14 protein-coding genes are annotated in these 21008 nt (G+C 56.9%); 9 read left to right on the top strand and 5 right to left on the bottom strand.

The features are described from left to right. The first annotated feature begins 169 nt into the window (after positions 1–169). The 3 genes from PspS49_RS14015 (at position 170) to PspS49_RS14005 (ending at position 4527) form a co-directional block, all read left to right on the top strand. Positions 170–1225: a tetratricopeptide repeat protein gene (locus tag PspS49_RS14015; protein WP_160039820.1), complete on the top strand. Its 1056-nt coding sequence runs from the start codon at positions 170–172 to the stop codon at positions 1223–1225. Between the two features lie 132 nt (positions 1226–1357). Next, complete coding sequence (locus PspS49_RS14010; RefSeq protein WP_038367629.1) at positions 1358–2860, top strand: ATPase domain-containing protein; 1503 nt, start codon at positions 1358–1360, stop codon at positions 2858–2860. Then, a complete protein-coding gene (locus PspS49_RS14005) occupies positions 2857–4527 on the top strand; it encodes an ATP-binding protein (RefSeq protein ID WP_127927293.1) in 1671 nt (556 codons plus the stop codon). Before PspS49_RS14010 ends, PspS49_RS14005 begins: the two co-directional genes overlap by 4 nt. Positions 4528–4630: 103 nt before the next feature. On the opposite strand, the gene PspS49_RS14000 is transcribed toward PspS49_RS14005, so the two are convergent. From PspS49_RS14000 to PspS49_RS13980, 5 genes are read right to left on the bottom strand one after another with little or no spacing between them, the layout of a single operon-like run. Then, positions 4631–5008 carry a response regulator gene (locus PspS49_RS14000; RefSeq protein WP_003225116.1) on the bottom strand — a complete coding sequence of 126 codons (378 nt, stop codon included), beginning with the start codon at positions 5006–5008 and terminating at the stop codon, positions 4631–4633. A 44-nt stretch (positions 5009–5052) separates the two neighbouring features. Then, positions 5053–6267, bottom strand: a complete 1215-nt coding sequence (locus PspS49_RS13995) for a hybrid sensor histidine kinase/response regulator (RefSeq protein WP_127927291.1) — start codon at positions 6265–6267, stop codon at positions 5053–5055. Next, the gene (locus tag PspS49_RS13990; protein WP_127927289.1) at positions 6261–6854 is read right to left on the bottom strand and encodes a chemotaxis protein CheB; all 594 of its coding nucleotides are present in this window, start codon (positions 6852–6854) and stop codon (positions 6261–6263) included. Before PspS49_RS13990 ends, PspS49_RS13995 begins: the two co-directional genes overlap by 7 nt. Beyond that, a complete protein-coding gene (locus tag PspS49_RS13985; RefSeq protein WP_127927288.1) occupies positions 6851–7684 on the bottom strand; it encodes a protein-glutamate O-methyltransferase CheR in 834 nt (277 codons plus the stop codon). Before PspS49_RS13985 ends, PspS49_RS13990 begins: the two co-directional genes overlap by 4 nt. Next, entirely contained in the window at positions 7684–11175 is a 3492-nt protein-coding gene (locus PspS49_RS13980) for a response regulator (protein WP_150751523.1), read from the bottom strand. Before PspS49_RS13980 ends, PspS49_RS13985 begins: the two co-directional genes overlap by 1 nt. A gap of 262 nt (positions 11176–11437) precedes the next feature. Here PspS49_RS13980 and PspS49_RS13975 point away from each other — a divergent pair, with 262 nt between their 5' ends. From PspS49_RS13975 to PspS49_RS13950, 6 genes are all read left to right on the top strand, one after another. After that, a complete protein-coding gene (locus PspS49_RS13975; protein WP_160039818.1) occupies positions 11438–11797 on the top strand; it encodes a response regulator in 360 nt (119 codons plus the stop codon). 173 nt (positions 11798–11970) lie between these two features. Continuing rightward, on the top strand, positions 11971–15795 hold the full coding sequence (locus tag PspS49_RS13970) for a hypothetical protein (protein ID WP_238786347.1): 3825 nt from the start codon (positions 11971–11973) through the stop codon (positions 15793–15795). A gap of 127 nt (positions 15796–15922) precedes the next feature. Continuing rightward, positions 15923–17233 carry a glycosyltransferase gene (locus PspS49_RS13965; RefSeq protein WP_160039816.1) on the top strand — a complete coding sequence of 437 codons (1311 nt, stop codon included), beginning with the start codon at positions 15923–15925 and terminating at the stop codon, positions 17231–17233. Between the two features lie 119 nt (positions 17234–17352). Next, a complete protein-coding gene (locus PspS49_RS13960) occupies positions 17353–18243 on the top strand; it encodes a phospholipase (protein ID WP_160039814.1) in 891 nt (296 codons plus the stop codon). Positions 18244–18310: 67 nt separating this feature from the next. Next, complete coding sequence (locus PspS49_RS13955) at positions 18311–19216, top strand: AraC family transcriptional regulator (RefSeq protein ID WP_127927280.1); 906 nt, start codon at positions 18311–18313, stop codon at positions 19214–19216. Between the two features lie 343 nt (positions 19217–19559). Next, entirely contained in the window at positions 19560–20870 is a 1311-nt protein-coding gene (locus PspS49_RS13950; RefSeq protein WP_127927276.1) for a sugar ABC transporter substrate-binding protein, read from the top strand. Positions 20871–21008 lie beyond the last annotated feature (138 nt).

The raw sequence follows: 21008 nt of genomic DNA, 5'->3' as shown, positions 1-21008 counted from the left end.
GCACACTCATCGCAACGACTTCTGCAAGCGTAGACACTGCATCGAAAGCCTGACGGGTAACAGAGTCGACGCAGCGTGTAGGGCGATTCGCATGCACAGGGTTTGACTCGTGGGCCGAGCTGACCGAAGCTTGCCGCTCTGCTCAAGTACGCCTGTTTCGGAAACCTGCATGCCTCAGTCTCGCCGCTACCTGTTTATCAGCCTGGGCCTTGTGCTTGTCATCATCGTGGCCTGGTTGTCCGTGCGCAGCACCTCCCCGGTCATTCCCGACGCGATTAAACACGGCTACAGCGAAGCGTTGAATGCCGCGCGCACGGGTGAGCCGGGCGCGGCGCGGCAGTTGTATCAACAACTGGGCCGGCCGGACATCTCGGTCAAGCGCCGCGTGTGGCTGCATGGCGAGCTGCCTAACTACCCGAGTCCACAGGCATTGAAGCTGGCCGACACCGACCTGCAGAACGAATCCCCCGCCGTGCGGCTGGCGGCGATCAAAAGCGTGGTGGGACTGGTGCCGGGCGGGCAGCGCAGCCTGTTGCTCGGGCCGATGCTTGAAGATGAAGATCAAACCGTGCGTTTTGCCGCGATCAACGCCCTGCTCGGCTTGACGCCGGATGAACTGGGTCTGTATTTCGCACCGCTGCAACAAGCGATTGATGGCTGGGAACAGACCCTCAAGGCACAGCCCGAAAGCGCCGCCAACTATGCACAACTGGCTCGCCTGCATGTCCACAACGCTGAACTCAAAGAGGCCCAGGTCGCACTCGACAATACCCTGCGCCTGGAACCCGGCAATCTGCAGGCACTGGTGATGCAGATCGATGTCCTCGACCGCCAGGGCCAAAGCGATGCCGCCCGGCAATTGCTGGGCCAGCAACTCAAGGCACAACCAGATTCGGCCTATCTGCAACATGCCTTGGGTTTGTGGCTGTTGCATCACGATCAGCGCGAATACGCCCTGCTCGGCTTGTCCAAAGCCGTCGAGCTTGAGCCCGACAACAAGGATTACCGCTACGACCTCGCCACCACCCTGCACAGCGCCGAAGAACTGGAAGCGGCGCAGAAGCAGTTGCAGGAAATCGTCCAGCGTCACCCCGCCGACCGCAAGGCGCGGGTCTTGCTGATCAATTACTGGAAAGAAAGCGGCCAACTGCAGAATGTGCAGATTCTGTTGGCTCAGCTAGAGCAGCTCAATCCAGATGATCCGGCGCTGCAACAAGGCCTCTGACCCATTTTCGACAGCTCTCTCGACACATCTCGCAAGGAATTTCGGAACTGCCATCACGCCAAAGGGTCAAGTTAATCAGGCCGCTCGATTCAGTCGACGGCCTCGCTTCCCCTAGTCATGAGAGGGCATTTTTTGTCTACTTCTAACGAGTTGATCAGTGCGAAAGCCGCTACCGGCATTGTAGGTCTGGACGACATCCTGGCCGGTGGCTTGTCTCGCGGTCATGTTTTCCTGCTGGAGGGTGAACCCGGAACCGGCAAAACCACGGTCGCTTTGCATTTTCTCCTCGCTGGCGCGAAAGCCGGCGAACGCTCGTTGTACATCACGCTCTCGGAAACCGAGCGCGAACTAAGGCAAGGGGCGTTGTCCCACGGCTGGACGCTGGATGACAACATCAAGATCTTCGAGCTGACCCCCCCGGAAAGCCTGCTCAATGCTGAACACCAGCAGAGCCTGCTGTATTCCTCTGACCTGGAACTGGGCGAAGCCACCAAGCAGATTTTCGAAGCGGTCGAACGCTTCAAGCCCACGCGTGTGGTACTCGACAGCCTGTCGGAAATCCGTTTGCTGGCGCAAAGCTCTTTGCGCTATCGCCGGCAGATCCTGGCCATCAAGCATTACTTCGTGCGTTACAACGCCACGGTACTGCTGCTCGACGACCTCACCACCGAATCCCTCGATAAAACCGTGCACAGTGTCGCTCACGGGGTGATTCGCCTTGAGGAGCTGACGCCCAACTACGGTGCCGAGCGCCGACGCGTGCGAGTGGTCAAGTACCGTGGCCAGAAATATCGCGGCGGTTTCCATGACTTCACCATCATGGGCGATGGCGTGCATGTGTTCCCACGGCTGGTGGCGGCCGAACATCGCGGCGACTATGCGCGTTTGCAGCTGTCCAGCGGCATCCCGGAAATGGACGCGCTGCTCGGCGGCGGCATCGAGACTGGCTCCAGTACGCTGATTCTCGGCCCTGCCGGTACCGGTAAATCGCTGATCTCGATGATCTTCGCCGCCGCTGCCGTACTACGCGGGGAAAAAGCCGCGCTGTTTATCTTCGATGAAGAACTCGGCCTGCTGTTCGAGCGGATGAAAAACATCGGCATCGACCTCAAGGCTCTGCAGGCTACCGGTAATCTGCTGATCGAACAGGTCGACGCCGCTGAGCTGTCGCCGGGCGAGTTCTCCCATCGCGTGCGGCGCTGCGTCGATGAAGGTCAAATCAAAACCGTGGTCATCGACAGTATCAACGGCTATCAGGCGGCAATGCCGGAAGAAAACGCGTTGGTCCTGCACATGCACGAGCTGCTGCTGTACCTCAACCGCAAAGGCGCGGCGACATTCATGACCGTTGCCCAGCATGGTCTGGTCGGCGACATGCAGGCGCCGGTCGACATTACTTATCTGGCTGACACGGTGATTCTGTTGCGCTACTTCGAAGCACTGGGCAAAGTCCGCCGCGCGATCTCGATCATCAAGAAACGCACCGGCAGCCACGAATCGACCATTCGTGAATACCGCATTTCCACCCAAGGCATGACCATCGGTGAACCGCTGGAAGCCTTTCAGGGCGTACTGCGTGGCGTGCCCACCTACCTCGGCGCGAGTAATCCGCTGTTGCAGGAAGAGCACTTGTGACGGTTCAAGTGCCGCTGGCCGAACGGGCGCTGATTCTGGCGCCCGTGGGTCGCGACAGCCAGATTGCGCTGATGATCCTCAACGAAGCCGGTTACGAAGGGCTGGTCACCCCGGGTCTGGGATCGCTGTGTACCGAACTGGAACTGGGTGCCGGTCTGGTGCTGGTCGCCGCCGAAGCGTTGCGCGGGCCGGAACTGGAAGCGCTGTTCCTGCATCTGGAACAGCAACCCGCCTGGTCGGATCTGCCGATTGTGCTGCTGACCCACCACGGCGGTCAGGAACAAGGCCCCTCCTCGCGCCTGAGCGATCTGCTCGGCAACGTGACCTTCCTTGAACGCCCGTTTCATCCCGCAACACTGGTCAGTATGGTGTCCGCCGCCCTGCGTGGCCGACGACGACAATACGAAGCCCGCGATCGGCTGGTCGATCTCAGTGAAAGCGAACGGCGTTTGCAGTCGACGCTGGAAACCCTTGAGCAGCAGGTCGAAGAGCGCACCGCGCAACTGCGGCACAACGAAGAAGCCCTGCGTCAGTCGCAGAAAATGGAAGCGGTCGGCCAGCTCACTGGCGGTATCGCCCACGACTTCAACAACATGCTGACCGGCATCATCGGCAGCCTCGAGTTGCTGCGTCGGCGCCTGGCCCGTGGGCGTCTGGACGACCTCGACAGCCTGATCGATCTGGGTGTGACGTCGGCCAACCGTGCTGCGAGCCTGACCCACCGTCTGCTGGCGTTTTCGCGCCGGCAATCGCTCGACTCAAAAGCCGTGCAGATGAACACCCTGGTGCTGTCCATGGGTGAACTGCTGCAACGCAGCCTCAACGAAAGCATTCAACTGGACATGCGCCTCAACGACAAGCTGTGGGTCGCCGAGGCTGACCCCAATCAGCTGGAAAGCGCCCTGCTCAACCTGGTCATCAATGCCCGCGACGCCATGCCCGACGGCGGCAAACTGGTGGTCGAGACCAGCAATCAGGTGCTCAAGCGCGAATTCACCGAGGCCTACAGCAATCTCGAACCCGGTGATTACGTGATGCTCAGTGTCACCGACAACGGCAGCGGCATGCCGCAGAGTGTCATCAACCGTGCGTTCGATCCGTTTTTCACCACCAAACCGATTGGCCAGGGCACGGGCCTCGGCCTTTCGATGATCTACGGGTTCAGCAAGCAGTCACGTGGCCATGTCTCGATCGACAGTGAAATCGATGAGGGCACCACGGTCAGGCTCTACCTTCCACGTTTTCGCGGTGAAGAACTGGAAAGTCCCGACACAGACATTCAACAGGCTCCGGATGCGCTGGACGGCGAAACCGTGCTGATCGTCGAGGACGACCCGGCCGTGCGCGTGCTGGTCTGTGCGGTGCTCGGTGAATTGGGTTATGCCTTTGTTGAAGCCTGGGATGCCGACAGCGCCGTGCCGATTCTGAACTCGACACAGCGCATCGATCTGCTGATCAGTGATGTCGGCCTGCCGGGCATGAACGGCCGGCAACTGGCCGAGGTTGGCCGTCAATATCGGCCTGGCTTGAAGGTCTTGTTCATCACCGGATACGCCGAGCACGCGGCAGTGCGTGGCGGGTTCCTCGATTCAGGAATGCAGATGATCACCAAACCGTTCACGTTCGATCTGCTGACCGCCAAGGTGCGGGAGATGATCAAAAGCTGAAACAGCTGAAACTGTAGGAGCTGCCGAAGGCTGCGATCTTTTGATGTTGATCGTTAAAAACAAAATCAAAAGATCGCAGCCTGCGGCAGCTCCTACACGGATATCAGGCGAGCAATTCCTGAATCTTTTCCTGCAACACATCCAGATCGAACGGTTTTTCCAGGATCGGCGCCTTGCGCGTGATCGGGCTGCCGGTTTCGCGGATTTCCTGCGGATAACCGCTGATGAAAATCACCTTCAGGTCCGGGCGCAGCTTGACGGCCGGTTCGGCGATCTGCACGCCGGAGATACCGCCCGGCAAGCGGAAGTCGGTGATCAACATGTCCAGATGCGGCTTGCTCGCCAGTATCTCGAACGCCTGCTCGCCGTTTTCGGCCTGCAACACGCGATACCCCTGCCCTGACAGGTAATCCGTCAGGACCATCAAGATAACCGGTTCGTCCTCGACGACGAGTACTACATCTTGTGCATCTACGCTCATGGGAAGCCTTTGTTCGGTCAATAGCTGCTGATACGACCGTACGGTCAATCAGAGGTTGCGTCGGATGTGCCGTTTTCCTGGATTGGCAGACAAACGCGAAACTGGGCGCCTTCGTTGATTTCACTCTCGACGACGATGGAGCCGCCATGGGCGGCGACGATCTGCTCGGAAATGAACAGACCCAGCCCGAGCCCGGCCACTACCGTCTTGGCGGAAACCCGTTCGAACTGTTGGAAAATACGCTTCTGGTTCTCCTGGCTGATGCCGATGCCACGGTCCTGCACCTCGACCCGTGCTTCATCGCCCTCACGGTAAACTCGCACCTGAATCGGGCTGCGACCGCCATAGCGCAGGGCGTTGGTGAGCAAATTGGTCACCACCTGCTCGATACGGAATTCGTCCCAGTTACCTTCCACCGGGGCTGGCGCGGTAAACGACACCTCAGTTTCGGCAGCTTCAATCTGTTGCGCGAAGTTTTGCAGCAGGTTGCTGACCAATTGCACCAGATCGAAACGGCTCGGCCGGATCGACAGTTTGCCGGTGCGAATGCGCGACACGTCGAGCATGTCTTCGATCAGGCGAATCAGGCTTTTGATCTGCCGCTCATCGCGGTCGACCATGGCGTGCATCTTGTCGAGGGTGAACGCCGCAGCGTTGTCCCGAGCCAGGTGCATCTTGCGCAGTTGGGTTTCCAGAATCAGACCATTGAGCGGCGTGCGCACTTCGTGGGCAACGATCGACATGAAGTCATCGCGCATACGCACCGCCTGCTCCAGCTCCAACTGGGTGCTTTGCAGTTGTTGCAACAACGCTTCCTGTTCGCGACGGGCCTGCTCCAACGCTTCGACCTGTTGCTTCATTGCCTTGCTCTGGCGATACAGGTCGACGAAGACATTGACCTTGCTCTTCACCGCATGGATATCCAGCGGTTTGTGCAGAAAGTCCACCGCCCCGCTTTCGTAACCCTTGAACGCGTAGTTCAGTTCACGGCCAGCGGCGCTGACAAAAATGATCGGGATGTTCTTGGTTTTCTCGGTACCGCGCATCAACTCGGCGAGCTCGAAGCCGTTCATGCCCGGCATCTGTACGTCGAGAATGGCCATGGCAAATTCGTGTTGCAGCAGCAACGACAGCGCTTCATCCGCCGACAACGCTTTGTAGACAGTACGGTCTTCACGCTTGATCAGCGCTTCGAGTGCCAGCAGGTTCTCCGGCAGATCGTCGACGATCAGCAGTTTGGCTTGGATATTACTCAGCATGCGATTCGTTCCAGCTCGACAAGCAGACGGCCGATGCCGTGAATGGGTAGGACATGATCCGGCTGCTGAATTTTCAGTGCAGCCAGCGGCATGGTAGCGACTTGCGCCTCTTCGGGATCCTGGACAATGGTCAAGCCGCCGCAACGTTTGACTTCGGCCAGCCCGCGCGCGCCATCGTGATTGGCACCGGTCAGCAGGACAGCGGCCAGTGATGCACCGTACGCGTCCGCGGCCGATTCAAACAGGTAGTCAATCGAAGGCCGGGAATAGTGCACGCGTTCCTCAAGACTCAGCGAAAGGCTGCGATCCTGCTCCACCGACAGGTGATAACCCGGCGTGGCGAAATACACGTTGCCGGCAACGATGTCCTGCTTGTCGGCAGCCTCGTGCACCGGCAGTTCCACGCGCCGGGCGAAGACCTCGGCCAACTGACTGCGACGCTCTTCAGGCAGATGCAGAACAACAATGATCGGCAATGCATAGCCTCGGCGCAGCGGCACGAGCAGACTCAACAGCGCCTCAACGCCACCGGCGGAAGCACCGACCACAATCGCCTCGACGCGAGGTAAATCCACGGCCTCGTTCATTTTTTGCGGTAGATCCGTTCTTGTTTCACCAGCGCTTCGAACTGGTTGGCATAGCTGGAAAAATCCAGCGTCTCTTTGCTGCCGAGCACCAGAAAACCGCGATGGCAAAGCGATTCATGGAACAGCCCGAACGCTCGATCCTGCAACTTCTTGTTGAAGTAGATCAGCACGTTGCGGCAGGAAATCAATTGGGTTTCGGAGAACACACTATCGGTCGCCAGACTGTGGTCGGCGAAGGTCACGTTTTCGCACAGGCTCTTGTCGAAAATCGCGTAACCGTACGCTGCCGTGTAGTAGTCGGCAAACGATCGCTGACCACCGGCCTGCTGATAGTTGGCGGTGTACGCGCGAACATTCTCCATGGAGAAAATCCCCTGCTTGGCCTTGTCCAGCGAGCGCGGGTTGATGTCAGTGGCATAGATGATCGTGCGATCGAGCAGGCCTTCTTCGCGCAGCAGAATCGCCATCGAATAGACCTCCTCGCCCGTGCTGCACCCGGCGATCCAGATCTTGATCGACGGATAGGTGCGCAGCAACGGCACCACTTCCCTGCGAATGGCAAGGAAGTGCGACGGATCGCGAAACATCTCGCTGACCGGGATCGTCAGCAATTGCAGCAACTGCATGAACGCTGTCGGGTCATGCAGGACTTTTTCCTGCAAGGCGGAAATAGTCGCGCATTCGAACTGGCTCAATGCGTGTTGCACCCGGCGCTTGATCGAAGCGCCGGAGTAATCGCGAAAATCGTAGCTGTACTTGAGGTAAATCGCCTCGATCAACAAGCGCAGCTCAATTTCGCTGTTTCGTTCGGCTGGACTACTGCGTTCCACTAAATGCGTTCCATCTTCGGTAACCACACGCGAATCAGCGAGAACAGACGATCCAGGTCGATGGGCTTGGCCAGGTAATCATTGGCGCCTGCCTGCAGGCAGCGCTCCTGATCGTCCTTCATGGCCTTGGCCGTCACCGCGATGATCGGCAGTTTGCGCCAGCGCGGATCCTTGCGGATTTCAATGGTGGCTTCAAAACCGTCCATTTCCGGCATCATCACGTCCATCAACACCAGATCGATGTCCTCGACTTCATTGAGTCTTTCAATCGCCTCACGCCCGTTCCGGCCGATGACCACGACTGCACCTTTGGTCTCCAGGGCGCTGGTGAGGGCGAAAATGTTGCGCACATCGTCGTCCACCAGCAGCACCTTGCGACCCTCGAAGACCTTGTCGCGGCTGCGCGCGGTCTTGAGCATCTTCTGCCGTTCATGGGACAACTGCGATTCGACTTTGTGCAGAAAGAGTGTGACCTCGTCCAGCAAGCGCTCTGGCGAACGTGCCCCCTTGATAATGATCGAGCGCGAATACTTGCGCAGCTCAGCCTCTTCATCACGAGTCAGGTTGCGCCCGGTGTAGACAATGACCGGCGGGAACGAGCAAATATCCTCGGTGGACATGCGCTTGAGCAGGTCATTGCCAAGCATGTCCGGCAATTTCAGGTCGATGACCATGCAGTCGTAGATCGTCGTGCGCAGCAGCTCCAAAGCGTCCTGCGCAAGACCGACGGCGGTGATTTCGATGTCTTCGTCGCCGATCAGCCGCGCAATGCTTTCACGCTGCAGATCGTCATCTTCAACCAGCAGCACGCGTTTGACCTTTTGCGTCAGCTTGGCTTCGAGACGGGCAAACACGTCCTTGAGCTCTTCGCGGGTGGTCGGTTTGACGGCATAACCGATCGCGCCCATGTGCATGGCCGCTTCAACGCGGTCTTCGACGGAAATCACATGCACCGGAATGTGCCGGGTTTCGGCGTGCTCTTTCAGGCGTTGCAATACGGTCAGGCCAGAGTGGTCCGGCAGGCGCATGTCGAGCAGGATTGCATCCGGGACGAACTCCTTGGCCAGGTCATAACCCTCGTCCGCGCCGTGGGCCACCAGACACTGATAACCGAGTTCGTGCGCCAGATCGTAGAGGATGTGCGCAAAGTTCGGCTCGTCTTCCACCACCAGAATGCAACGCGTGGCGAATGGCGCCTTGTTGCGATCATCGGCAAAGCGCGGAATGTGCACCGGCGCCAACGGCGAAACCACCGGTGCCAGTGGCGCGCTAACCATCGTGGCTGGCGGGGTAAAGGTCAACGGCGCAAATGGTACGTCGCTGGACTCGTCGAACTGCTGTGGCAGCACCAGTGTGAACACACTGCCCTGCCCCGGCGCGCTGCTGACGCTGATCGAACCACCGAGCAAGGTCGCCAGATCCCGCGAAATCGACAGGCCCAGACCGGTGCCGCCGTATTTGCGGTTGGTGGTGCCGTCGGCCTGGCGGAAGGCTTCGAAAATGCTTTCCTGCTGATCGGCGGCAATACCGATACCCGAATCGCGCACGATAAACGCAATCCGGTCTTCCGGCTGACCGGCGATGGTCAGGCTGACAGTGCCCTTTTCGGTGAATTTGATGGCGTTGGACAACAGGTTTTTGATCACCTGCTCCAGACGCTGGCGGTCGGTGTACAGCATGCCCGGGGCGCCAGGCTGCAAATCGACACTGAAGGTCAGCTGTTTGTCTGCTGCCAAGGGCTCGAAGACATTGCGCAGACCATCGGCCAGACGCGCGACACTGGTGTTCTCCGCAATCACTTCAAGCTTGCCTGCTTCGACCTTGGAGATGTCCAGAATGTCGTTGATCAGGTTGAGCAGATCGTTGCCGGCGGAGTAGATCGACTCGGCAAACTTGACCTGCTCGGCGCTGAGGTTTTCCTGCGGGTTTTCCGCCAGCAGCTTGGCCAGAATCAGCGAACTGTTCAGCGGCGTGCGCAGTTCGTGGGACATGTTGGCGAGGAATTCGGACTTGTACTTGCTCGAGCGCTGCAACTCTTCGGCGCGTTCTTCGAGCTGTACCTGAGCCTGATTCAGTTCGGTGTTTTTCAGGTCCATGGCATCGCGTTGCTCGGCCAGGGTCTGCGCCTGTTCGGCGAGCTGCTCGTTGGTCTGTTCCAGTTCGACTTGCTGGGTTTCCAGATGCGCCTGGGATTCCTTGAGAATCCGCGACTGCTCTTCCAGCTCTTCGTTGGCGGTTTTCAACTCTTCCTGCTGTACCTGCAACTCTTCGTTGAGCTGCTGGGTTTCGGCCAGCACTTCCTGCAGACGCTGACGGTAGCGCGCAGCCTCGATGGAGGTGCCGATGTTGCCGGCGATCAGTTCCAGCAGTTCGATATCACGATCCGTCAGCGGGCGCAGGAAACCCAGTTCGATCACCCCGTTGACGCGGTCGTCATCACTGGTCGGCACGACCATCACACTGTGCGGCAAGCCTTCACCCAGGCCGGAACTGACCTTGAAGTAATCGGCCGGCACTGAATCCAGACGAATCAACCGCGCCTGCTGCGCCACTTGGCCGACGATGCCTTCGCCGCTGTAGATCGACTGTTCCTGCTCTTCCTGCTCACGGGAGAAACCATAGGTGGCAACACGTTTGAGGCCGCCGTGCTCTTCACGCACATACAGCGCGGCCACGGCGGTACCCAGGTATTGCGCGCAGAACTGCAGAATATTGCGCCCCAACAGATTCAGCGTCAGTTGCCCCAGTACCTGCTCGGCCAGTTCGGTCTGACCATTGCGCAACCACGCCTGTTGCTCCAGGCGCTCGGCACTGGCTTGCTGTGCGGCCATGTTGGCGCTGTAGTTGGTCGACAGGTTGACCAGATCGCGACGGCCAATATAGGCGAGCAAGCCACTGATACCGGCGATGAACAGCAAGTACAGGCTGATGCTCCAGATCGTCGTGCGGCGTACGTCTTCATTGCGCGTGGTGCGCAGAACCTGTTCCGTTTCGATGACATCTTCGAATTGCTTGCGGATTTCGTCCGTCAGGCGCTTGCCGCGTCCGGCCTTGACCGCGCCCCGATAATCGCCGCTGGAACGCTGCAGATCGATCATCGACTGCGCGTAATTGGCCCACTCAGTCTGCAAGGCCTGCAGGCGGCGCAGACGATCGGTTTGCACCGGGTTGTCGGCGGTCAGTTCGAGCAAGGTGTTAAGCGCCACGGCAATGCGCGGTTTGGCGGTTTCATACGGATCGAGGAAGTGCTCGTCACCGCTGAGCAGGAAGCCGCGCATGCCGGTTTCCAGATCCACGGTGAGCTTTACCGCTTCATTGGCGTTATTGATCACCCGGTCGGTGTGCTCCACCCACTGGATCACCGACAGCAGATAAGTGATCAGCGAGACGAAGAACACGGCACTGAGCACACCGACGCCCAAAGGCAGACTGATGTTGCGACTCAGGAGTTTACGAAACCGTTGCTCATCAACCGTAGACGGAGAGGACATGGGGCAGCCTTGTCGAACTGTTGAAAAACAGGCAGTTTGCCCCAAAACGGCGGCATGGATCCATTTTTCTCACACTTTTGGCAGCAAATTCCTACGCTCACCGGCATGTTCGCGCCCCCGAACAGTTATCCTTGCGGCCCCATCTGCGGCTATGCTTTTTTGTCTCGGGCGGGGAACTTGTGGCACTGCGCCACTTACTGATGAAAGAGCCCGGCACTTTTGATCGACCGGCGACCCTGAACTGACTTTCGAGAGCCTTAATATGTCTACCCCCACCTCCACCATCCTGGTCGTAGAAGACGACAACATCGTGCGCATGCTGATTGTCGATGTGCTGGAGGAGTTGGAGTTCGCGGTGCTTGAGGCTGATGGTGGCGAAAAGGCTCTGGAAATTCTGCAAGACACTCAAATTCACATCGATCTGATGATGACCGATGTCGGACTGCCGGGCATGGACGGCCGTGAACTGGCAACCGAAGCACGCAAACTGCGCCCCGCCCTGCCGATTTTGTTCGCCAGTGGTTATGCCGAATCCATTGACGTGCCTGAAGACATGCATGTCATCGGCAAGCCGTTTTCGATTGATCAGTTACGCGACAAAGTAAAAAGCATTATCGAATAACACAAACTTTCATCGTGCCTCTTCAAACAATACTGAAGGGGCATCACTGTCCGTTTCCGACCCGCATTACACCCAACTTTATTAACAGTCGAATAATGTACTTACATAGCATCACTTGATGCGCAACAAATAACAAATGAGGATATCCGGCACATCAGAAAAATGGATTTCTCATGAACATTACGAACATAAACTGGGCAACTCACGAAGATTTTTTGAATCCTGTTCGCCACACTCAACTCGATCACGCCGAACGCCTGGAAGTCATACACAAATTAAAACAGCGCCAAGACACGACCCGTCCTTCGCAAGCTATTTCTCTGGCAGGCGCAACCCTTACACTCGAATCCGGCTCAACGCTTGAGCGCGCGTTGCAACCTGGCCGGAAAATGCTGCAGAGACTGTGTGGGCAAGAGGCCTTCAAAAAACTCACGGCCACGTTGAAACTTCCGGATGACTCACATTTTGTAGTGACGGCAAAAGGTGAAATACATGCAAGTTACTCGGGAAAAACCCTGGAGTTTGCCAACGCTTTCAAACTTGCCCCCAGCCTCAAAGATGACTTTTTGACACTTGTTGAAATGGCAGAGCTGGCCGGAGGCAGTATTTCCCTGGCCGAACAAATCGAGCTGGAACAATGGCTGAAATTCCATGACTTTCTGATCCCCCAAACCGCCGCTGAATGTTCCAGGCTGACAACATTCATGGAACTACCGCCTCCAGTGGCACCATTGGCTGGTAACTATTGGGAAATGATCAGGTCTGGAGTCGAAAACGCGGTCACACTTTCTGCGGATCAACGTAACGAATTCCGTAGACTCATTACCAGTTACTTGAAGGGTCAGTCGCTCCTGGAGCAACTTTCGTACAGCATCTTTGGCAGGCCATCGACACCGATCAAACGCTCGGAAGCTGAACAGATTCTTGAAAAACTGGTGTCCAGTCCCATTGCCCTTCGATGGGCCAGAGCTTATGTCCGGGATCTGGGCTGGTATGGCGCACAAGAAAATCAGCCGCAATCAGATGAATCGCTAAAGCAGATGATACTGACTTCCCTGCTGCTCGATCTTCATCCGCGAATCGGTGAGGGAGAGCCGCGTAATCAGGTGGCAGGTTTCGATTTATACGCCGTCGAACATCTTGAGCTGTCATTCGCCGACGTTCACTCAGCATTCGAAAAGCACCTCGTCCAGCACCACCGGATCACCGAAAGAAATGCAGCGTTGGCCGCTCACTTGTTGCTCGCAGAGGCTGCGCCGGAATTTCTGGTGAAAGATTTGCCGGCAACCCTGGCTTTGGGGACCCCGCAATGGGTTGAATTCTGCCGAATTGTTGCAGTGCAGGAAACCATCGCGCCGGGATCCACGCGTTCGATGACTTATACCCGGCTGCACCAACTGTCGAAGCCGGGCCCGGTTTCCGGATTCGGCAAGACACTCGACGCGCTGGCAGCTGGAGACGCGGTGATTGATTGGGCGGTGCTCAACAAAATCATCACCCCGGATGACATAGCGAAATCAATCCCGGGAGCCCTTGAAAAAGCGTCCACGGCTTACGCCCGGGTCGCCGCGACACTTGCCGAGACGGCCGACACACTGGGCCGTCCTTTGCCTACCCGCAGAAGTGTTTCACTGGACATCCTCAAGCAGGTCGCCAAAGGCTGCAGCTATCTGGAACATGACGTCATGTATCAGAAGAACAATGTGGTGTGGGTAGATGCCTATGGCGACCGGGCCTTGCTGTCGCCTGTGGAATTGCACATGTCCAATGACCTGGCGACCAGGGAATGGGAGGTGAAAAACGGAGAAAGCATCTATACCGCGTTTCCCCGCATGCTGCCCAATCTGATCGCGCCTGACGGCGAGTTCCACCGGCAGTTCAATCGCGATTACCTCAAGCATATGAAGGCAATGGGCACGCACTTGAAGCACGCGTTTTGCACAATGCCCATGGCGGACAGAACGCGCTTGCTGAAAGGCAAGGTGACGGTTTTCAGTCTCAGGCCCTCAGTCGCGAAACTCCAGACGCCCACCGGTGTGTCAACCAATCCCTTATCGTCGACCCTTTACTCAATCCTGGGTAGCACCTCACGCAAACCGACGGAAAGCCATAAGGAAATACAAGAGTCAAAGGGACGCTATGGGGTAGTCCTTTGTTGCGAGTTCGAAGGCCGAATGACCTGTTACGAACTTTTCACCCTGCACGGCACCTGTCGCGAAAATCCACAGTTGGCCGCACTGATTGAAAAAGAAAACCTGCTGAGTACAAGTGTACGCAGCGACGCGACTGGCTACTCGCTGCCAGCAACAGTGCATCCACTGCCGACGAATATCGAGTGTTATACCCATGGAGTACCGCCCGGTCTCATTGAAATCAGTTCGGGCGTGATCGATAAGATCGGTCAGTTGCAGGCGTCTTCGCCCCCTGAAGAAATCAAGGGTTATTACCAGAGTTTCTACTCAACCGAATTCGATTCGTTGGCGAATTTCGTACTCAAGCACCGACCGATCGCTACCTATGATGAGTTGGTCAGAGAGTGCTGGGGGCAGACCCGCCTGGAGGCCGTGCGCGCAAAACGTGAAGCGGATCTGGATACCTTTCTTAATTTCGTGGTGCCGTTCAAATCCTGTATCGAAGACTTGAGCTCGGACGATGTGGAGCGACAAGTTCAAGGAGCGGGGGCGTGTGCGCTGGAAGCTGCGATGACTATTTTGCTGGTTGTCGGTGCTGTTGCTCAGGTTATCAGCATCGTTGCCAAAACCATGACCGTTGCCACCAAAGCCAGTGCACTGGCCAAAGTGGGTCTGGGGTTGGTCAATAATGTATTCAACCCACTGGACGGCGTACCGGACCTGCTGTTCAAGGGTGGAAAACTGTTGCGCAAGGGATTCAACAAAGGTTTCGCCGAGCTGGAAAATGTGCTGTCCGATGCCCGCAAATGGTCGGGCACTACCCACCAACGCCACTTGGCCGCGACGATTGATCCAGACACGATTCGTCTCGCCGACTGGCGACCGGCACAAGCATCCGAGGACCTCGTTCAGGTCTGGGCGACACGACACAATGATGAATGGTTTGCGCTGAACTTACGGGGCGAGGCCTGGGGGCCGGCCCTGAACAACATCAAGCCGCGAGAGAAGTTTTCATTCCTCAGGTTATTCAAACGAAAGACGCCCTGGAGTTACACGAAAGCCTACTTGAAAAGAGCCACGCCCCTTGCTCAGAATAAACTGGACAACACAATACAACTGCTATCGGATTTCGAAAACGATGACATCAGGTCTGTCTTCAAATACGTATTTGGCACGGATTCGAAGGTAGCCATCAACTACGTAAGCAAGAATCTGCGGGCAATGCACAAGGATCTCGGATTGCTGGGCCCACGCCATATGTCTTTTCGTCAGCGTAACGCCAATGCACTCGCCGCGATGAAAACCACAACCTATGGAAACTGGAAAGCCAGTGTCGAAGCGGGTACGCAGCTGGACGACAGCTTGACAAAGTTCCTTGCGATCTATCCTGACAAACTGGATGAATGGTACCAAGTGGCCAAGTACGACGATGCCCGGATGGGCGATGTGCTCGTCCACGAAATGTCTCACGGTGCGCCAGGCACGCTTGATTTTTACTACGGAGCAGTCCAGGCCGGTGTCACCCCGGCAGAATATGATGCGGTGGGCTTGATGGACTTCGCTCGAAATGCTCACCGGGCAGACCCGGGTAATCTGTACAACCCTCACTACGGTTTTGTGGAACCTAGTGGCTTCAAAGAGTTCAAGGAGACCATCAACAGCTGGCCGGAATTCGTGCGAGATCACCCTGCATTGATCAATGCCGAATCCTACGCAGTGGCGGTCTCACTCATCGATCAATACCGGACCCATCCGGCCACTTTTGTGTTTAACCTTGCCACCCTCCGGCATGCCATAGACAGTACAGAAGCAGGGGAATTTCTGAAGGGGCCGCTCCTGCTGAATCTGGCGAACCCGAATTTCTAAACGCGGTTTACGCATAACGCCAAGCTTCGGTATTGAGGGATATTTTTGACAATCGGGCGCATACCCTACCCCTGTGGTTTAATTGCGCCCTTTTTTTCCCCTCGTTCGCCGTGAAGGAATGTTGTCCATGATTCAACCCGCCGCCACCAAAGTCCTGGTCATCGGTTACGTCTGGCCCGAGCCGCGTTCTTCAGCGGCCAGCGGCCATGTCATGCAGATCCTCGAGACCTTTGTGCAACAAGGTTGGGACATCACCTTCAGCAGTCCGGCCGGCCCCGGCGAACACAAGGCAGATCTTGCCGCGCTCGGTATCCGTGAGGTGCCGATCGAACTCAACAACAGCAGTTTCGATGCGTTCATCAGTGAACTGGCGCCGGATATCGTGCTGTTCGATCAGTTCATGATGGAAGAGCAGTTCGGCTGGCGCGTGGAAAAACACTGCCCGCAGGCACTGCGTGTGCTGGAAACTTCGGACCTGCAGAGCCTGCGCCACGCTCGTCACCAGCGACTCAAGTCGCGCCTCAAGGTCAATCCTGACCAGAATGACTTCAGTGATGTATTTGCTCCGGCCCTGCGCGACGAGTTCGAGTTGATGGCCGAGACCGATCTGGCCAAGCGTGAAATTGCCGCGCTGTTTCGTTGCGACCTGAACCTGATGATCTCCGAAGTGGAAATCGAATTGTTGATCGAACAGTTCGGTTTGCCCCGGCAATTGCTGCACTGGTGCCCGTTGATGATCGACCCGCCTGCGGCCGCACCTGCAAACTTTGCAGAGCGGGCGCACTTCTTGAGTATCGGCAATTTCCGCCACGCACCTAACTGGGATGCCGTGTTGTGGATGAAAACCACGGTCTGGCCGTTGATTCGCCAACAGTTGCCGCAGGCACAACTGCATATTTACGGCGCCTACACGCCGCCCAAAGCCACCGCGCTGCATAACGCCGGCGAAGGTTTCCATATCATGAATTGGGCCGAAGATGCGTTGCAGGTCATGTCCGCCGCGCGGGTTTGCCTGGCACCGTTGCGTTTTGGTGCCGGTATCAAGGGCAAACTGGTCGACGCCATGTTGTGTGGCACGCCCAGCGTTACGACACCGATCGGAGCAGAAGCCATGCACGGCGATCACGCGTGGCCCGGCGCTGTGACGAGCAGCGCAATCGAGTTTGCCAACAGTGCCGTTGCGCTTTACAAAGACGAGGCTCGTTGGCAGGAAGCCCGCATGGCGGGATACACGCTGCTGAATCAACGCTACCCGCAGTCAGTGCATGGTCCGGCACTGATAGAGAAACTGCGTTATTGCCAACAAAACTTACAAAAGCTGAGGGCCAGGAACTTCATTGGCAGCATGCTCCGTCATCACTCGCACAAAAGTACTCAGTACATGGCGCAATGGATCGAAGTTAAAAACAGGCAGCCTCAACAGCCGCCAGACATATAAATAACTGTTACTACACGACTTGCATTAAAAGCCAACTTTGCCGATCACCCGACAACCGTTATAAACATCCTGCGCGCGCAACTTCTATAACTTTCGCCTTCAATCGCAGGATGTACAACATGAACAATATTGATAACTTCCAGCCTCATCAATGGATGGCTGATTCGCCGCAAATCGACAACTTGTCGCTTTTCGAACTGAGCTTGCCGGGTGCCCATAATGCTGGCTGCGACTGGGAAGCGGGTTACGCGCTGATACCCGGTAAAAACTGGGTTGCCTGTCAGGACGTATCCTTTTATTCACAATTGAATCGCGGCGCCCGTGCACTCGATATACGCCTGACGTCTGACAATAAAGCACAAGGCCTCGCCAGGTTCAGTTTCCATCATGGCGGTTACCGTTCTTCCCGTACGCTTGCAGATCTTGTCCGTGACGTAAAAGCTTTCTATGAAAGAAACATCGATGAATTCATCATTCTGGACTTTCATGAACTGGGAGAAGACAAGGTCGCCTTCGATCATTCGGAATTTCAGGCATTGATGCTGGAGCATCTGGGTGAACGGATGATCCCTACCCGCAATCTGCACCTGACTCTAGGCCAGCTCAAGGCGATCAGCCCGTTGCAGAGAATCATGGTGGCAGCCTCCATGACCTGGGAAACCGAGGACCACCGGATTCTTGGAAAAATCCACCACAAGTGGATAGACCAAAGGTTTGTCACTCCGCTCGAGCTGCAGGTGTACATCACAAAAGTATTGAGCACGCCCATCAGCACACTTCGCCCGTGGTCGCTGTCGGCGACCAGTTTTTCGCTAGGCGGCGGTCCTAAGCGAATTCTGGAAGAACTCGACAACTGGTTTGACCCGACCCGATCCGACTGGGCTAAAAAGTGCAACATCATCAATTTCGACTTTATAAAAAACTCGAAGATTGTACGTTTTTGCCAGATGGCCAATCTGGAAAAAGCCATCGAGAAGTCCAGAAGCAGCGTCCGCGAGCAGACCGTTTGAGTGAAGCTGGCGCAAGTCCCGATAAACGAGGCATGATCGGCAGGCGATAACAAAAAAGTAGCTCGCCATGACCCGAACCGCGCGCGTGACCGATCCTTCATACGAGTTGATGGATGACCACAACGGGTTGTCCATCATCTACCGCCAGCATGGCTTTCCGTGCCCGCTGGTGCGCTGGCATTTTCACAAGGAATACGAACTGCACCTGATCGTCGCCAGCTCCGGCAAGGTATTCATCGGTGACTATATCGGCAATTTTCACCCCGAGACCTTGTTCCTGACCGGCCCCAACCTGCCGCACAACTGGATCAGTCAGGTGGCGGAAGACGAGGTGGTAGAAAAGCGCGACATGCTGGTCAACTTCACCGACGAGTTGTTCGAAAGTGGCCACCAGGTGTTTGCCGAACTGAAGACCCTGGCGCCGTTGCTGGAGCGCGCGCAGTACGGCATCGAGTTTCGCTGCAAACGCACTATTGGCCAGGCCATGACGCTGATGCAACGCATCGCCGACAGCAAAGGCATCACTCGACTCGGGCACTTTTTCATCCTGATGGAACTGCTCGCGGCCAGCGATGATTTCCAGTTGTTGTCCGGCGCCAACACCCCGCAACTGGCCGACGAGCACAATATCGATCGCACCAACCGGGCGGTCGATTACATCTTCAGTCACTACGCCCGGGACATTTCGCTGGAGGAAGTCGCCGAGCACCTGGGCATGACGCCGACCTATTTCAGCCGGGTGTTCAAACAGGCCACCGGGCGCAATTTCATCGAGTTCGTCAATCGCCTGCGTATCAGCAAGTCCTGCGAGCTGCTGGCCGACGGTGATAAACCGGTGACCGAGGTTTGCTTTGAATCCGGCTTCAACAACATTTCCAATTTCAATCGGCGCTTTCAGCAGCTCAAGGGCATGACGCCGTCGCATTACCGCCGGCTCGCGGTGCAGCGCCTGACCGAGCAAAACCACCACTGACACCCATTGATCCATGTAGGAGTGAGCCTGCTCGCGATAGCGGTGTGACAGCTTGCAGATATGTTGGCTGACACTCCGCTATCGCGAGCAGGCTCACTCCTACAAGTTGCGATGCCACTCCGGAAACCTGTACGCATTCGATAGCGTTTCCCCGCTGCAAAGCCCTGCCCTGCGTTGCCCCCACAAAAGCCCAGTGCAAAAAAGTATCGATAAAAGTGTTAGGGATGATTTGTCAGCCCTGCGATTGAAGGCTGTAATCAGTGCACATTCTTCCAGTCGTCGGAAGACACAAAAACAATAACTGTCCTTCTGTAACCCTTTGGGTGCAGAAAAGGAGTGCACGATGCAACCCACTGCAAAAGCTCTGCTTGCCCTCACCTGCATGACCCTCAGCAGCGTCAGCCTTGGCGCCCAGACCCTGACCATCGCCACCGTCAACAACAGCGACATGATCCGCATGCAAAAGCTCTCGAAAACCTTCGAGACCGAGCATCCGGACATCAAGCTCAATTGGGTGGTGCTGGAAGAAAACGTCCTGCGCCAACGCCTGACCACCGACATCGCCACTCAGGGCGGTCAGTTCGACGTGTTGACCATCGGCATGTACGAAGCGGCACTGTGGGGTGCCAAGGGTTGGCTGGAACCGATGAAGGATCTACCGGCCAGTTACGCCCTCGACGACGTATTCCCGTCGGTGCGTGAAGGCCTGTCAGTCAAGGGTTCGCTGTACGCCCTGCCGTTCTACGCAGAAAGCTCGATCACTTATTACCGCACCGACCTGTTCAAGGATGCCGGCCTGACCATGCCCGAGCGGCCGACCTGGGAGCAGCTCGCCGGCTTCGCCGAAAAACTCACCAACAAAGACAAAGAGCAGTACGGCATCTGCCTGCGCGGCAAGGCCGGTTGGGGCGAGAACATGGCGCTGATCACCACCGTCGCCAATGCTTACGGCGCACGCTGGTTCGATGAGCAGTGGAAACCGGAATTCAGTGGCCCCGAGTGGAAAAACGCGCTGAATTTCTACGTCGACACCATGAAGAAATCCGGCCCGCCGGGCGCCTCCAGCAACGGTTTCAACGAAAACCTCGCGCTGTTCAACAGCGGCAAATGCGCAATGTGGGTCGATGCCAGCGTCGCCGGTTCGTTCGTCACCGACAAGACCCAGAGCAAGGTCGCCGATCACGTCGGCTTCACCTTCGCACCGCATCAAGTGACCGACAAAGGCTCGGCCTGGCTGTATTCATGGGCGCTGGCGATTCCGACCAGTTCCAAAGCCAAAGACGCCGCCAAAGAGTTCAGCGCCTGGGCGACTTCCAAAGAGTACGGCGAACTGGTCGCCAAAACCGACGGCATTGCCAACGTACCGCCAGGCACTCGCGCCTCGACCTACAGCGACGCTTACATGAGCGCGGCGCCGTTCGCCAAGGTCACGCTGGAATCGTTGAAAGCGGCTGACCCGAGCAAACCGACGCTGAAACCAGTGCCTTATATCGGCATTCAACTGGTGACCATTCCTGAATTCCAGGCCGTGGGCACCCAGGTGGGCAAGCTGTTCTCGGCGGCGCTGATCGGCCAGACCACGGTGGATCAAGCCCTGGCTGCCGCGCAGCAAACCACTGAACGCGAGATGAAGCGCGCCGGTTATCCCAAGTAACCCGCAAAGCTCGCTCCTGCCTTTTGTAGGAGTGAGCCTGCTCGCGATGGCGGTTTTCAATCTGAAACAGACGGTGACTGACACACCGCCATCGCGAGCAGGCTCACTCCTGCATTAGATCTCCATAGGTCTGTATGA

The sequence above is a fragment of the Pseudomonas sp. S49 genome, from assembly GCF_009866785.1.
In the GTDB taxonomy this organism is placed as follows: Bacteria; Pseudomonadota; Gammaproteobacteria; order Pseudomonadales; family Pseudomonadaceae; genus Aquipseudomonas.
The sequence above is the reverse complement of the archived record's forward strand: the minus strand, read 5'-3'. Positions and strand labels throughout refer to the sequence as shown.

What these genes read in the sequence shown, in the direction of transcription:
- PspS49_RS13970 (WP_238786347.1), top strand. Translation starts at nt 11,971, where the DNA reads ATGAACATTACGAACATAAACTGGGCAACTCACGAAGATTTTTTGAAT.
- PspS49_RS13965 (WP_160039816.1), top strand. Translation starts at nt 15,923, where the DNA reads ATGATTCAACCCGCCGCCACCAAAGTCCTGGTCATCGGTTACGTCTGG.
- PspS49_RS13975 (WP_160039818.1), top strand. Translation starts at nt 11,438, where the DNA reads ATGTCTACCCCCACCTCCACCATCCTGGTCGTAGAAGACGACAACATC.
- PspS49_RS14000 (WP_003225116.1), bottom strand. Translation starts at nt 5,008, where the DNA reads ATGAGCGTAGATGCACAAGATGTAGTACTCGTCGTCGAGGACGAACCG.
- PspS49_RS13995 (WP_127927291.1), bottom strand. Translation starts at nt 6,267, where the DNA reads ATGCTGAGTAATATCCAAGCCAAACTGCTGATCGTCGACGATCTGCCG.
- PspS49_RS13950 (WP_127927276.1), top strand. Translation starts at nt 19,560, where the DNA reads ATGCAACCCACTGCAAAAGCTCTGCTTGCCCTCACCTGCATGACCCTC.
- PspS49_RS14015 (WP_160039820.1), top strand. Translation starts at nt 170, where the DNA reads ATGCCTCAGTCTCGCCGCTACCTGTTTATCAGCCTGGGCCTTGTGCTT.
- PspS49_RS13955 (WP_127927280.1), top strand. Translation starts at nt 18,311, where the DNA reads ATGACCCGAACCGCGCGCGTGACCGATCCTTCATACGAGTTGATGGAT.
- PspS49_RS13980 (WP_150751523.1), bottom strand. Translation starts at nt 11,175, where the DNA reads ATGTCCTCTCCGTCTACGGTTGATGAGCAACGGTTTCGTAAACTCCTG.
- PspS49_RS13960 (WP_160039814.1), top strand. Translation starts at nt 17,353, where the DNA reads ATGAACAATATTGATAACTTCCAGCCTCATCAATGGATGGCTGATTCG.
- PspS49_RS13990 (WP_127927289.1), bottom strand. Translation starts at nt 6,854, where the DNA reads ATGAACGAGGCCGTGGATTTACCTCGCGTCGAGGCGATTGTGGTCGGT.